The organism is Paracoccus everestensis, from assembly GCF_021491915.1.
In the GTDB taxonomy this organism is placed as follows: domain Bacteria; phylum Pseudomonadota; class Alphaproteobacteria; order Rhodobacterales; family Rhodobacteraceae; genus Paracoccus; species Paracoccus everestensis.
The window spans coordinates 1,390,324-1,404,342 of record NZ_CP090836.1; the positions used below are offsets into that span (position 1 = coordinate 1,390,324).

15 protein-coding genes and 1 riboswitch are annotated in these 14,019 nt (G+C 62.9%); of the genes, 9 read left to right on the forward strand and 6 right to left on the reverse strand.

The window, feature by feature from the left end:
- Window position 1: 1 nt before the first annotated feature.
- Window positions 2-538, reverse strand: coding sequence for a superoxide dismutase family protein (locus LZ585_RS06870; RefSeq protein ID WP_234855640.1), 537 nt, complete (start codon window positions 536-538; stop codon window positions 2-4).
- Between the two features lie 122 nt (window positions 539-660).
- Here LZ585_RS06870 and LZ585_RS06875 point away from each other — a divergent pair, with 122 nt between their 5' ends.
- From LZ585_RS06875 to LZ585_RS06900, 6 genes are all read left to right on the forward strand, one after another.
- On the forward strand, window positions 661-969 hold the full coding sequence (locus LZ585_RS06875; RefSeq protein ID WP_234855641.1) for an ETC complex I subunit: 309 nt from the start codon (window positions 661-663) through the stop codon (window positions 967-969).
- 128 nt (window positions 970-1,097) lie between these two features.
- Complete coding sequence (locus LZ585_RS06880) at window positions 1,098-2,027, forward strand: MYG1 family protein (protein WP_234855642.1); 930 nt, start codon at window positions 1,098-1,100, stop codon at window positions 2,025-2,027.
- A 520-nt stretch (window positions 2,028-2,547) separates the two neighbouring features.
- Window positions 2,548-2,655: riboswitch (TPP riboswitch) on the forward strand.
- Window positions 2,646-3,257: a Ykof family thiamine-binding protein gene (locus LZ585_RS06885; protein ID WP_234855643.1), complete on the forward strand. Its 612-nt coding sequence runs from the start codon at window positions 2,646-2,648 to the stop codon at window positions 3,255-3,257. (Overlaps the previous riboswitch by 10 nt.)
- 16 nt (window positions 3,258-3,273) lie before the next feature.
- The gene (locus LZ585_RS06890) at window positions 3,274-4,026 is read left to right on the forward strand and encodes an ABC transporter permease (protein WP_234855644.1); all 753 of its coding nucleotides are present in this window, start codon (window positions 3,274-3,276) and stop codon (window positions 4,024-4,026) included.
- Entirely contained in the window at window positions 4,019-4,759 is a 741-nt protein-coding gene (locus LZ585_RS06895) for an ABC transporter ATP-binding protein (protein ID WP_234855645.1), read from the forward strand. Before LZ585_RS06890 ends, LZ585_RS06895 begins: the two co-directional genes overlap by 8 nt.
- Window positions 4,756-5,745, forward strand: a complete 990-nt coding sequence (locus LZ585_RS06900; RefSeq protein ID WP_234855646.1) for an ABC transporter substrate-binding protein — start codon at window positions 4,756-4,758, stop codon at window positions 5,743-5,745. The genes LZ585_RS06895 and LZ585_RS06900 overlap by 4 nt, the downstream gene beginning before the upstream one ends.
- Before the next feature lie 699 nt (window positions 5,746-6,444).
- Here LZ585_RS06900 and LZ585_RS06905 read toward each other — a convergent pair.
- From LZ585_RS06905 to LZ585_RS06925, 5 genes are all read right to left on the reverse strand, one after another.
- Complete coding sequence (locus tag LZ585_RS06905; protein WP_234855647.1) at window positions 6,445-6,981, reverse strand: CAP domain-containing protein; 537 nt, start codon at window positions 6,979-6,981, stop codon at window positions 6,445-6,447.
- Window positions 6,982-7,876: 895 nt separating this feature from the next.
- Window positions 7,877-8,257 (reverse strand): DUF6481 family protein, encoded by a 381-nt coding sequence (locus LZ585_RS06910; RefSeq protein ID WP_234855648.1) that lies wholly within the window; start codon window positions 8,255-8,257, stop codon window positions 7,877-7,879.
- Between the two features lie 338 nt (window positions 8,258-8,595).
- Window positions 8,596-8,805, reverse strand: a complete 210-nt coding sequence (locus LZ585_RS06915; RefSeq protein ID WP_234855649.1) for a cold-shock protein — start codon at window positions 8,803-8,805, stop codon at window positions 8,596-8,598.
- A gap of 248 nt (window positions 8,806-9,053) precedes the next feature.
- A complete protein-coding gene (locus LZ585_RS06920) occupies window positions 9,054-10,517 on the reverse strand; it encodes an FAD/NAD(P)-binding protein (RefSeq protein WP_234855650.1) in 1,464 nt (487 codons plus the stop codon).
- Window positions 10,518-10,532: 15 nt separating this feature from the next.
- Window positions 10,533-10,820, reverse strand: coding sequence for a hypothetical protein (locus LZ585_RS06925; protein WP_234855651.1), 288 nt, complete (start codon window positions 10,818-10,820; stop codon window positions 10,533-10,535).
- A 361-nt stretch (window positions 10,821-11,181) separates the two neighbouring features.
- On the opposite strand from LZ585_RS06925, the gene msuE reads away from it, so the two are divergent.
- The 3 genes from msuE to LZ585_RS06940 all read left to right on the forward strand — a co-directional run bounded on the left by msuE (window position 11,182) and on the right by LZ585_RS06940 (window position 14,005).
- Window positions 11,182-11,736: an FMN reductase gene (gene msuE / locus LZ585_RS06930; protein WP_234855652.1), complete on the forward strand. Its 555-nt coding sequence runs from the start codon at window positions 11,182-11,184 to the stop codon at window positions 11,734-11,736.
- Between the two features lie 78 nt (window positions 11,737-11,814).
- On the forward strand, window positions 11,815-13,167 hold the full coding sequence (locus LZ585_RS06935) for an LLM class flavin-dependent oxidoreductase (protein WP_234855653.1): 1,353 nt from the start codon (window positions 11,815-11,817) through the stop codon (window positions 13,165-13,167).
- Window positions 13,168-13,171: 4 nt separating this feature from the next.
- Window positions 13,172-14,005, forward strand: coding sequence for an ABC transporter permease (locus tag LZ585_RS06940; RefSeq protein ID WP_234855654.1), 834 nt, complete (start codon window positions 13,172-13,174; stop codon window positions 14,003-14,005).
- Window positions 14,006-14,019: the final 14 nt, after the last annotated feature.

Below are 14,019 nucleotides of genomic sequence, written 5' to 3' on the forward strand. Positions count from 1 at the left end.
CCTAGTTCGCCTGGGCAAAGGTGCCGCAGCCGATGCGACCACCTGCATGGCCAGATGGTTGGCCGACATAATCGTCGGGTTGCTCGTGGATGATGATTGCCGATCCGTCTTCGTCGGCCATCAGGTCCGGCGTCAGCCCTGCGGCGAAATGCTCCACCATCAACGCACCGCTTTCCGGGACATGGATGTTCGGCAGATCGCCCGGATGGGGGCCGTTTGCCGCCATGATGCCATGTTCCTTGTCGCCTGCCAGGTGACCCCCGGCGGATTCGAAATCGGGCGGTGCGCATTCGCCGGTTTCATGGACATGGGCGCCGTGGATGCCCGCAGGAACACCCTGCAATTCCAGCGTGACCAGCATCACGCCGGACGGTGTGGCAACCGCAGTCGCGGTTCCCAGGCTTTGACCCTCGGCGGTCTTGATTTCGGCGATCATGGGTGCCTGGCCTTCGGTCGGGGCGGCGGGGGCGGCGGTGTCTTGCGCGGCGGCGGGAAAGGCCAGCAACAAGCCCAGGGCGGCAGCGGTTCGCAAGGGCATCGGATTCTCCTGTTTCTTACGGTCCCGGTTCAACGCAAGGGCGGCGAAGCCGTTCCGGGTCTTGATCAGCGCGCTCCGATTGGCGATAAGTCGCAGGACTTCCGACCGAAAGGCAGCCTCGAATGCGCGTCCGCATCTATCAACCCGCCCGCAATGCCATGCAGTCCGGCAATGCGCGGACGAAAAAATGGGTGATGGAATTTTCCCCCCAAGGCCGCGACATCGATCCGCTGATGGGCTGGATCAGCGCCGACGATACGCAAAGCCAGGTTCGCCTGCGCTTTGACACGCTGAAGCAGGCCGAGGATTATGCCCGCGAACGTGGTCTGGAATACGTCGTCCAGCCTCCGCACAGCCGCGCGACCAATGTCCGTCCGCGGGGCTATGGAGAGAACTTCGCCACAGACCGGCGCGCGCCCTGGACGCATTGACTGTTGTTGTTCGGAGCATAGTTGCTGCCGGCTAGGGGTATATTTGTTCAGTTCGGGGCAAAGATTTCGTAATGTATTGATTCTCTTTTGACCGCCTCCGGGCGGTCATCTCTTTTCCAGGACATGTCATGAATATTGCTCATCTTGTCACCCATTCCGGTGGCTTTCACGCTGACGAGCTTCTCTCCTCCGTTATCCTGACGCGACTTTTCCCAAAAGCGCGGATCACGCGGACGCGTGATGCGGCTTGGACCACACCGGCGCCGGACCGGGTGATCTATGACGTCGGCCGCGATCACGATCCGGAGCGGCTGATCTTCGATCACCACCAGAAGAGCCCACCTCTGCGCGACGACAGCCAGCCCTACAGCTCGTTCGGCCTGATCTGGCGGCACTTCGGCAGGGACTATCTGCGGGCCTTTGGTGTTCCTGATGGGGATCTGGACATGATCCATGCAGCGTTCGACGCCGATTTCGTCCTGCCCATCGACCTGGTGGACAATGGAGCCCTGTCGCCAACCGGGCTGCTCGGAGACCTGTCCCTGCCGCTCCTGCTGGAAAGCCTCAAACCCGTCTTCGACGATCGCAGCCCGGGTGCCGATGATCGGGCCTTCGAGCATGCGTTGACCATCGCTCGTGCCTTCGTTGAGGCGGCGGTTGCACGAAAGGCCGCCAAGCTGCGGGCCGAGGCTGTCGTCATGGAGGCCATCGCCGCCGCCGGAGAAAGCCGGGTCCTCGAACTCCCGATGGGCATGCCCTTCCGCTCTGCCATCGAGAAGGCGGGCGCCGATCACCTGCTGTTCGTGGTTCACCCCCGAGAAACAGACTGGACCCTGACCGGCATCCGCCGCGAGCCCGAGGGTTTCGCCCTTCGCGCCGACCTGCCGGAGGCCTGGGCGGGACTGACCGACGCGGCCTTTGAAGCTGCATCTGGCGTTCCTGGCTCACGCTTCTGCCACAACGCCCGCTTCATTGCTGTGGCCGCAGATCGTAAGGCTGCTCTGCAGCTTGCCACTCTGGCAGTTCAACATACGAAGGCCCTACGAGGAGCAGCTTGAAGCTTACACTTGTCCCAGGTGGAAGCATCTCGTCACCAAATGGGCGAAGAGCGGCTTGGCGGCGGGGCAGTATTGTAGTTGATAGCGAAATCGAAGCACACATCCACACGGCAAACGAAACGGGGCCGCACAGCCCCGCGACAGGAGGCGGAAGCCTGTCAACGTCTTTCATCCTTTACGATCCTCTGCGGCAAGCAAATCCGTAAGCATTGCGAATTACAATCCTTGTTCACCGAAAAGTCCATCAGGACGCTTTTCCTTGGATCATCTCTAAGGCATCCCGAGAAATGAAGGTAACCCATTAGATATTTTCGCCTTTTCACTACCATCTTTTCGAAAAGCCCACATTTTATTAGTCGATCAACGATACCAGAGGCCTCGTTCACGTGCAGGCCTGCTCATGCGCCCCAGCCACCACGCCGGATCCAGCAAACGGCGCCTGCAGCCGGTTGGTGCGATAGGGTCGCCGCTGTGTGCCGGACTGCATTGACAGCGGCCGCGGCAATTGTCATGGTCTGGCCGACATCAACGGGGGTGCTCCATTTTCGGGGCTGAGATACGCAAGTCGCGTGAACCCTTTTTAGCTGATCCGGGTAATGCCGGCGGAGCGAGGAACCCATGTTCATTGGCGCGCAAGTGTCGCTATATCCCATGACGTCCGATTTCGCAGGCGTCATCCTGTCCAGCCTCAGGGGGCTTGATCCCTATCGCGGCAGGCTCCGGATCGAGACGGACGATATTTCCACTTTAATGGTCGGGGGGCCAGAGCCGTTGTTCGATGCCGTGCGCGACCTTTTCGCCCGCGCCGCGCGCGATCCAGCGCATGTGACGATGCACGTCACATTCTCGCGTGGCTGCCCCGGAGAACCTGACGACCCGACCTGCCGCTGCGACACGCTGACTCGTGCGCAGGGCTTGTCCCTGGCGGAACGTCAGGCCGGGGCGCTTGAGGCGGTACGAACTGCGCCGGTCCTTGGCGTGGATATCGACGTGCAGTTTTCGCTTTATGTGCTGGGCCAGTACCGCCACATGGACGAGATCTATGGCTGCATCGACTTTCTCAAGAACTCTGGCACGTTCCTGCGGTCCAAGAACTTTTGCACCCGCCTGCGGGGCGATGCGGGGGCGGTCTTCGAGGCGCTGCGCCAAGCCTTCCTGCGCTTTGGCCCGGCCGAGGGGCATGTAACCATCGACATGACGGCCTCGGCTAACAGTCCCGGCAGGCACTGATCCCCGGGGGACGGCCATGTTGCTGCGTATCCTGCCGCCCTTGATCGTGGTTGCCTGCCTGCTGGGGGGGTGGGAGGCCTATTGCCGACTGGCCGACATCTCTCCGCTGATCCTGCCCGCGCCCTCGGGCGTGGTCCGGGCGCTGATTCTGAACCGGGTCGAGATCGGTGGCCATGCGCTGTCCACAATATCGGTTGCGGCCTTGGGCTTTTCGTTCTCGATCGGATTCGGCTTTTCCACCTCGGTCATGCTGCATTTCCTGCCTTGGACCGAAAAGGGGCTGATGCCGGTGTTCGTGGCAAGCCAGACCGTGCCGCTGGTCGCGCTGGCGCCGCTGATGATCCTGTGGTTCGGCTTCGGCTTGTTGCCAAAGGTGCTGCTGGTGATCCTTGTCACCTTTTTCCCGATGCTGCTGAGCTTGCTGTCCGGCTATCGGCAGGTGCCCCCCGCTTTTGTCGAAATTCTGTCCTCGATGAGCGCCGGGCGGTGGTTCGTCTTTCGGCGGGCCGTTCTGCCTTCGGCCAGGTCAAGCTTCCTTGCCGGGCTGCGGATCTCGGCCACCTATGCGATCGTTGCCACGATCTTTGCCGAATATGCCGGAGCGTCTCGGGGCTTGGGTATCTATATCCTGGCTGCCAAGAACAACTTCCGGGCCGATCTGGTGCTGGCCGCGGTTGTGGTGTCCGCCGGGCTGACGCTTGCGCTGCTGGGTGCGATCCGGCTGGGAGACCGCCTGACGGCTCGCGAACCCAAGATGCGCCATGCTTGACCTGCGCCACCTGACCGTCGGTACAGACAATGCAACACTGGTTCGCGACCTGTCGCTGATGGTGCCTGCCAAGGGGATCACGGCGCTTGTCGGGCCGTCCGGTTGCGGCAAAAGCTCGGTTCTGAAGTGGTTGGCAGGTATCCTTCCCCAAGGTCTGAGAGCGGAAGGGCAAGCGACGCTGGATGGGCAGCCCGTCTCTCTTCCTTGTTCGGCGATCAGCTATCAGCCGCAAAGCGATGCGTTGTTTCCCTGGTTGACATTGGCCGAGAATGCCGCCTTGGGCCTGCGGGTGAAGGGGCGGTCCCGACCCGACGCCCTGGCACGTGTCGCACCGCTGCTTCGCAGCTTCGGCCTGGAAGGGGCGGAAGGCCAGTTTCCGGCACAGCTTTCGGGCGGAATGCGTCAACGCGCCGCATTCCTGCGCACTGTCGTGCAGGACAGCCGCTATGTTCTTCTGGACGAACCCTTTTCTGCCCTGGATGCGGTTACGCGGCTGCGGATGCAGGACTGGCTGCTCGGACGGCTGGCCGAGCGCCCGCGCGGTGTTCTGCTTGTTACCCACGACCTGCACGAGGCGACCAGCCTTGCCGACCGCATCCTGGTCATGGCGGCCAGCCCCGGCCGGATCGTGGCCGAGATCCCCGTGACGCTTTCCCCTGGACAGCGAAGCGAGGCGGCCCTCGCACCCCTGCGCGACATACTGAAACTTCTTCTGTTGGAAAACACCTCATGACCATCCGCCTTTTTGCACTTGGCCTTTGCCTGGCCATCCCACTGCCCGCGTGGGCCGAAACTCCTGTAAGCGTGGCGCTCGACTGGATGCTGAACACCAACCACATCGGCCTGGTGGTCGCCCGCGACCGGGGGCTTTACGCCGCCGAAGGGCTGGAGGTCGAGTTGCTGCCCTATTCCGACACGAATTCGGCGGCACTGCTGGCAGGGGGTGCTGCGGATTTTGCCTACATGACCTCGCTTGGTTTCATGGCGGCGCGGGCAGGCGGGGCAGATCTGGTGGCCCTGTGGGCCACGATGCAGCACGATCCGGGGCGGCTGGTCTATAACAGCGACAACGCGGACATCACCCGACCTGCGGATCTGTCAGGCAAGACCTATGCGGGCTTTGGCAGCGCCTGGGAAGGGGCACTGATCGGCACGATGATCCGCAATGACGGCGGCGAGCCGGTCTGGGACACCGTGATCTTGGGCACCGGTGCCTATGAGGCCCTGGCCTCGGGCGCGGTGGACTTCACGTTGGAGGTCGCGACATGGGAAGGCGTCAACAGCACGCTTTTGGGCCGCAAGCAATCTTCATTCGCCTATTCCGACTATGGCATCCCCGACCAGCAGACCGGCTATGTCGGAACGCGCGCGGAAACCCTTGCCCAAGACCCGGATCTGGCCGGGCGCTTCATGCGGGCGACACTGGCGGGCTATGAATGGGCAGCCGATCACCCGGACGAGGCTGCGCAGATCCTGATCGCCGCCGGGGACTTCCCGAACCCGGGCCTGGTCCAGGGCTCGATGAAGGCGATTGCCGAAGGCGGTTACCTCCGCGATGGGGACACGCCTGTTGGCAGCATTGATCCGGTCCGCTTTTCCGCCATGGCAAAATTCCTGTTCGACAGCGGCGTTCTCAGGGATGTGGGCGGCAATGCCCTGGATTGGCCAGGTGACGTCTCGACCTGGTTCGACCAGGGCTGGAGAGGGCAGGGGTCGTGACGGACGCCAGCAGCGTTGGGTGCCTGTATCAAATGAAGATCTGCCATGTTTCTGGCTGAACTCCCTCCAGGGCGGCACATTCAGGTCTTCTTACAAAACCATCAAGGCCCTGATACGACGGCTGCAATGGTCTGAACGGCATCATCCATGTCAAACGGCTGGGGTTCGATGGCAAGAGACACCAGCCGCGTATGGGCACTGCAAGGTCCAGTTTGCCCGCTGACCCCTGGCAACATCTTCACCAGAAATTTCACGCGTCGGCGCGGCCAAGGCTGCGACAAGCGCTTGCTGGATGACAAGGCTCAGGATGCGGGTTGGCTGCGCGTTGGCATTAGGGACCATAGAATCCATCCTTGCATAACGCCCCCAGGATCCGTGCAGGAAACCTGCCGGATGCAACCAAGCGCGTTTATCGAAAACACTGCCGCACGCCCGGTGATCAGAAAGGCACGGACAGCGCTATTGTGCGGCCGCAGGGCCGAAACCTTCCTCCCACTCCACGAAGGTGCTGATGCAACCCGTGGCGCAAGGGTTGGGATCCTGCGCACAGGCAGCAAGAAGAACAACGGCGCAAAGAGCAAAACGGAACATGAGACTGACCTTTCACAGAGCATGAAAGGTAATTCTTTGGCGGCCGGCGAGAAAGATGTTCTTTTGTGCAGGCGAAAGCCTGCGATGCGTGTCGGGCAAAGCCCAGGCTCAACGCGGCGCCGCATAGACGGCAACCCAATAGACCGTCCTTCCGTCCGACCCGATTGCGCTTCCAATGCCATAATCGCGCAGCGGAGGAATAAGGATGTTCTGCAAGTGTCCACTGGACGCGTTCCAAGCCGCCAGGGCTTGTCCTGCGTCATAGGGTCCGGCCGCGATATTTTCCGCAGTCACGCGTGGTGCATAGCCAAGGCTCTTTACGCGCGGCCCTGGTCCCGAGGTGGAGCTTCCCTTATGAGTCATCCGCCCCCGTTTTGCCATATCGCAGGCATGGGCTGCGGCGGCACGTGCCAAGGTGGCATTGGCTTGCACCGCTGACAAACCGGCCCGGGACCGCACGGCATTCGTCGCCTGCACACCAGCCAACTGCTCGGCCGCCTTGGGGCTGAAGCATTGTGCCTTACCGGGGGCGGAGGCCTGGACGGCATGGGCATCCGCGCTTTCCGCCGAGGGGGATGTCGTGCAGGCGGCGATGCTGAGGACGAATACGGCGGCGAAAGCAAATTTGACGGCGCTGAAAGTCATCGACCAGATCTCCTTGGCTGAACTTTACACTGGCTTGGTCTAAATTGGCATGCAATCTAAAGTTGTAAAGATTAGCGGAAGGTATGGATGTGTTGGAGGGTCTAGCGCCATCGGTTGCCACGATCTTGCTTCTGGCCAAGGCCAAAGCAAGAAACCCCCGGCGTGTCGTGGCGCCGGGGGCTGCGCAATCTGGGGTGAGCGTTACCGCATTGCAATCTGAAGGTATTATGATTCTGCATAGCGTGCAAGTCTTGTGTCGAACGTGGTGCCGCAATCAATGCATTAACGCGCCAGTGCGGTGGACCATGATCTGGACCGACAATGAAAAAGACCCTCGCGTGGCAGCGCGAGGGTCTTTCGTTTAGCTGCCTGTATGCCTAGTCCACAACTACAGGTAGCGATTTATTGCGCATCACGCAACAGCCTTCATAGGCGGGTGGCTTGACCAAGTACTGCTACATCCCCGGGGCATTCAGAGAGAGCCGTCCGCAAGCTAAAGCTTCTGCGTTCGCTCGCGAGCATTTGGCGTGGTATGGAGACATGGTGAAACTGCCACTTGGGAATCAACGCCGCTGTAAGCAACCGCAAGCTCGTTCACCGGATGAAGAACTTCTTTGCGTCGCCGGATCTCGAGAGAATTGGCGACAATCCTGACCAACTATGGCGCCTGTCCTTTGGAACCCGAAGGATCAAGGGCGAATGGCAGCCCAAGGACTGCGCATCGTACGACTGCCGCACGCCGACAATCATGGCTATGGAAGAGCCTGCCACAAGCGGGCAGCCGCAGTTCTCACAGCTTCTGTATCAGCCTTGTCCGCAGGTTCCGCCAAAAGAGGTTGTGGCACAGCCTGATAGGGAGCAAGGCGGCCTTTGGGCCGCGTTGCTGATGCGCGCCTCAACCCTGGCGTAGTTTACGGGCGGCGTATCTCTGGTCGCGCATCGCCTTGCGCATGGCCTCGTCGTCAAGAACGCGGGCGATCCGTTGGTCCTGGGCACGCTCTCGGGCGTCAGCTTCGGCCGTGGCTGCCTTGGCAATGGCGGCCTCGCGCTCACGGGTTTCCGCTTCAAGACGAGCCTGTTCCTCGCGCCTTGCCTGGTCGCGGGCTGCCTGGCGTGCTTCCCGTGCTCTGGCAATCTCCATGCGCTCCTGCTCGCGCGCCTCGCGAAGAGGCTCCGCGGCTTCCTTCGCGGCCCGATAGGCCTGGAGAAGGGCGACTTTTGCGTCCATGGCCGTGCTACGGCGTTCGGACAGTTCGGTCTTTTTGGGGGTTCTCAAATCTTTGTTCCAGATAGTTTAGGTTGATCGCGGTCACGGCTTGGTATTGTCCTGCGCGTCCCTTGCAAGCCGGGCCTCGCGCAGCCTTTGGGTCTTTTCGTCCTGGACAGCCTTGATCGCGTCAAGCTCTTCAAAGGCCCGTTCGCGCGTCGTGGATGGCGGGGACGTCTTGCTGAAGTGACTTTCTGCCCGCTCACGCGGAGTCTGGTGGTCTGACATCATGCTGTCCCGATGAAAAGGGCGGCAACAAAAAAGGCCAGGCAAGCTGCCTGACCCAAATTTCGAAATGCCCCGTCAGCAGAAATCTGTCCCGCGTGCGACAAGGGCAATTCTCCGGTTTATGCGGCCTGAAGGCTGCATGCCGACATCTTGCCCGACTTGCGGTCGCGCTCCATGTCATAGGACAGCTTCTGGCCTTCGACGAGTTCGCCCAAGCCTGCGCGTTCGACGGCAGAGATGTGAACAAACGCATCCGGTCCGCCGTCGTCAGGCTGAATGAAGCCGAAGCCTTTGGCGGAATTGAACCATTTGACGATGCCGGTGGTCATGATGAACCCTTTCAAGGCAGGTGTGATAACCGTAACGCGATGGCGTGACGGCAAGGCATAACGACTTTGAAAGAGGAGATCAGCTCAGAGCGCGGTGCCAAACGCGCAACAATCATAGCTCGGCAGACAAATATCGGTAGGCTGCAGATAGGGCTGACCATTGCATTTGTCAATAGTTATCGATGCAGGCGTCGCCACCCGACGCAACTTCACCGTTGTCGCAATGCTGGCCTGGGTTTCGTGCCGCCTTACGATGCGGTCCACTGGGTGGCCTGCAGGACAGGGAATTGCAAAGGGGCGCATCCCGGGCGAAGGCTTTCGGGCTGTCCTCTAAGCAGCTCTTTGGCCAGTTGCGCGGTCTGGTTGCGTATGTCGGGAATGGCCGTGATTTCCCAGAAGGCCGCGCGGGACGCAGGGCCGATGGCGAAGATGCGGGTCGACGGAACGCCACGGCGGTCCAGCAGCGCGGCCTCGGGGCTGACATCAAGCCCAAGCCGCAGCGGGTCGATGCGTGCGCGTCCATCCCGCAGCAGGCTTGCCACGACCGGCGTTGCGTTTTCCTCGGGGTCGCGCCGGATACCCCGGCAGTCGATGATGCGCGCGGCCTTGACCCGCTGCTCGATCCCGCTGCCACGACATCGGATGACGGCCAAAAGCTGGCCGTCGCAATGTCGCTCGGCACCTTGGAAACTTGCCGCAAGAAGGCGGATCCGGCCGGTCCTGATCGCGGCACGGATCGGGGCCGCGCTTTCAGGGGGCAGGCGGTGGCGGTGAACCTCCCACCAGGGGGCGGCATGGCGCAGGAAACGCGAACGCTCGGCCAAGGGCAGCGCCTGCCAGATCGCCCGAAGATGCGGGCGCACCCCGTCCACGGCATCGCGCCAACTGCCGCCCGCGTCCTCGGCTTGCCGGGCCAGGCCACGCAACCAGGCCATCATCTGGCTGACCGGCGCCCCGAAGGGAATGTCTTCGGCCGGGACAGCCAAGGGCTGCGTTTCCGCGTGCTCACGCGGCAGCTGGGCGCGCCGCGAGACGACCAGAATGTCGCCCCGGTGCCCACGGCGCAAAAGGCTGAGAACCTGATCCACCATCGACAGGCCCGATCCCACGATCACCACCCGGTCGTCGCGGTCGGGAAGTTCTTGCTGGTCCCAGGATCCCTGCACCAGTCCCTGGGGGTCCGGCTCGGGCACGGCATGGCCCGTCGCCAGGACCGCCTTGTCGGCCTGGATGATGCGGCCATCGGACAAATGTGCCGTGACGCCGTTTGCGTCCTCGGTCAGGCCCACGCAGACATCGCGCAGGCAGCGCAGTCGGCGGGAACCCTCGCCCCGCGTCCATGGCTCGATCAGGCTGGCCATGTAGCTGCCATAGGTGGAGCGGCTTACGAAGCTGTCCCCTGCCTGCGGTCCGGCGGAAATGCCTTGTCGAGCCAGCCAGTCGCGGAAATGGTCTGGCCGGTCGGGAAAGGCGCTCATGCTGCTGGCGTGGGTGTTCAGCAGGTGGTCGGGATCGCTGGTTGAATAGGCAATGCCGCAGCCCAGCATATGCCTGCCTTCGATGATGGTGACCTGGGCCTGACCCTGTGGTGCGCGCAGAAGATGGGCGGCCATCAGCACGCCGCTGGCCCCGCCGCCGATGATGACGACATAGGGGCGGGCGCTGTCCGGCAGCGGGGCCAAGGGGGCTGCGGGGATGGGATCAAGCGTCATGGTTCCCCCGCAGGATCAGAACAGCGCAGCGGCCAGAAGCGACAGGACCACCAAATCCGCCGCGATCACGATTGCGCAGGTGGCAAGACCCGCGCCCTGGTCTGCCTGGTCATCGGATTCGCCATGGCGCAGGTGCATTTCCGTCTGGAGGTAGGTCATCGAGGGCAGTCCGAAATCGATGATAGGGCAGGGATTGCCACGAGCTTCGGTGGGCGCGCTGTCCGGCCCGGCAGCCTGCGCCCAGCTTTGCCAATAAGACATGGGCGATCCGTCAAGGTGAAGAGCGATCAGGGTCTTGGACATGGCATGGTTCCTTCCGTCTGCTGGAATTACACTACTAGCCTTGTCGTGATTTATCATTCCAAAGATCCCCAGGCGAAGAGAAGATGAATCTCCGGAAGGGGGGGCATGTGGAAGTCATCGGCAGCGTCAGCCGGTCACAGGCGAATTGCCAGGACAGGCGCGGCAAAGACTGCGTGACAAGATGTCTCTGTCTGCCTCGCCAGCCTTGCAAAGCGTAGGAAAGGGGTAAGGCAGGAAAGAACATTCCCACAATCCGTCCCGCCGCGAATAATTCTGTTCGCATGGGGCAGGATCTTTGGAATGGCCCTCACCAAAGCTAACAGCCAATATCGACAAGATCAGTCGTTATTAGGAAAGCGCAATGCCCCAACGCATCATCGGCTTCTCGGGCAGCCTCAGCAGCCCCTCTCGAACCCGGGCTTTGGTCGATCTGGCCGTCTCTCGCACCGCCCCCCGCTTTGGCTGCACCGCAGCGACCTACGAGATCGCGGACCTGCAGCCGTCCCTGGGGCAGGCACAGTCGGTCGCCCAACTGGATTCGCTGCCGCGCATGATCCTGGACACGATCCTGTCGGCGGACGCCCTGGTCGTGGGCACGCCGGTCTACAAGGGCAGCTTCACGGGCCTGTTCAAGCATATGATCGACCTGATCGATCCTGCTGCCCTTGCGGGCAAGCCGGTGCTGCTGACCGCGACGGGCGGCGGCAGCCGGCACGCCCTAGTGATCGAGCACCAGTTGCGCCCGCTTTTCGGCTTTTTCGAGGCCGCGACCCTGCCCACCGGCGTCTATGCCGAACCCAGTGATTTCCACGAGGGCCAGCCTGCATCCGATGCGCTGCTGGCGCGGCTTGACCGGGCAGTCGATCAGTTCGCGCCCTGGCTGTCCCAGACCCAAGCGGCCAGTTCCGCCGCCTGATCCCAGCAACCTGACCGGTCCGCATGAACCCGCCTTTCCGGCGGGGCGGTCCCCTTCACCCCGCAAAGGATTGACGACATGACACGCAAGATCCGCCTTGGCGCCTTCCTTCCCGGAGGCGGCCAGCACATCGCCGCCTGGCGTCACCCCGACCAGCCTGCCGACGGCGCCACCAGCCTTGCCTTTCACGCGGACCTCGCACGCGAGGCGGAACGCGGGCTTTTCGACGCCTATTTTCTGGCCGACGGCCTTGCCGTGGCCTTTGGCGGGGGCACCGAGGGCGGCAATGCCAAGGTTGCAGGTTTCGAGCCGGTGACGCTGTTCGCGGCGCTTGCCCCCCTGACGAAGAACCTGGGCTTCATCGCCACCGCCTCGACCACCTATGAGGAACCCTACAGCACCGCGCGCAAGTTCGCGTCGCTGGACCTGATCTCGGATGGCCGCGCGGGCTGGAACGTGGTCACCACCGCGACCGAGGCCGCCGCCCGGAACTTCAACCTCGACCGGCAACTGCCGCACGCCGACCGCTACAAGCGCGCGGCCGAGCATGTCGATGTGGTGAAGAAGCTGTGGGACAGCTTCGAGGATGACGTGTTCATCCGCGACAAGGAAACGGGCGTCTTTTATGACACCGCCCGCGTCCACCATGCCGACCACCGGGGTGAGCATTTCAAGGTCCGCGGACCGCTGAACGTCAGCCGCAGCCCGCAGGGCCATCCGGTGATCGTGCAGGCGGGCCAGTCCGAAGACGGACGCGGCCTTGCTGCCGCAACCGCCGAGGTGATCTTCACCGCCCATCAGCGGCTGGACACCGCGCAGGAGTTCTATCGCGACATCAAGGCCCGTGCCCGGGGCCTGGGGCGCGATCCAGGCCACATCCTGATCATGCCCGGCGTTTCACCCTTTGTCGGCCGGTCTGAATCCGAGGCGCAAGAAAAATACGACTGCCTGACCAGCCTGATCCTGGAGGAAGACGGCATCGCTCTGATCAAGGGCCTGACCGGCGGCTCGCTGGACCTGACGGGCCATGACCTCGACAGGCCTCTGCCGGAGCTGGAGCATACCGAGGGCAACCAGTCCCGGCAAATGCTGATCCGCCAGATCGCCGACGAAAACGGCTTCACGATCCGCCAGCTTTATCAGTGGGTCGCCTCGGCGCGGGGGCATTTCACCGTGGTGGGCACCCCAGCCCAGATCGCAGACACCCTGCAGGACTGGTTCGAGAATGAGGGTGCGGACGGCTTCAACATCCTGCCGCCCTGGTTGCCGACGGGGCTGACCGATTTCGTGGACCTGGTGATTCCGGAGCTTCAGCGCCGCGGGCTGTTCCGCACCGAGTACGAGGGCCGGACCCTGCGCGAGAACCTGGGCCTTCCTTATCCCGTCAACCGCCACGCCGCCGCCCGCGCGGCCGTGCAGGCAGCGGAGTAGGGCCATGGCGCTGCAATCTCTCGACGCTCCCTTCGAAGGCAGATCCTCCTCGGGCGCTGCGATCCGGCGCCGGGTGGGGGCCGGGGCGCGGGGCTTTGCCTCGCGCTATGGGCTGCTGGTCGGATTTGTCGTGCTGTGGCAGGTTTCCTCCAGGCAGGGCTGGGTGAACCCTGCCGTCTTCCCGCCCTTGGACAGCATCGCGACGGCCTTGTGGAAGGGCCTCGCCTCGGGCGCGTTGCTGGACGACATCGCGATCAGCCTGCAGCGGTCCGGGCTGGCCTTTGGCGCGGCGGTGGCGCTTGGCATCCCGCTCGGCCTGTTCATGGGCCAGATCGCTGCGGTGGAACGGGCGCTCGACCCGATCCTGCAACTGTTCCGGCAGACCTCGGCCCTGGCGCTTTATCCGGTGTTCATCCTGCTGCTGGGCCTGGGCGAGGCCTCCAAGGTCTTTGTCATCTTTTGGGCCACCCTGTTCCCGGTCCTGCTGGCGACCATCGGCGGGGTGAAGCAGGTGGACCGCAAGCTGGTCGAGATGGCGCAGACCTTCGGCGCGGGCCACCTGACCGTCTTTCGCCGCGTCGTGCTGCCCGCCACGGTGCCCGCGATCTTCGTGGGGCTGCGGCTTTCGGCCACCACGGCGCTGCTGCTGCTGATCGCGGCCGAGATGATCGGCGCGAACAAGGGCGTGGGCTTTCAGGTGATGAATGCCCAGTACAACTTCCAGATCCCGCTGATGTTCGCGGCCATCTTCCTGCTGGCGGGCCTGGGCCTTGCCGCGAACCTTGTCCTCGTCCTGTTGCAGCGGCGGCTGTGCCGCTGGGCCGAAGTGACGCGCTGATCCATCATTTTCCA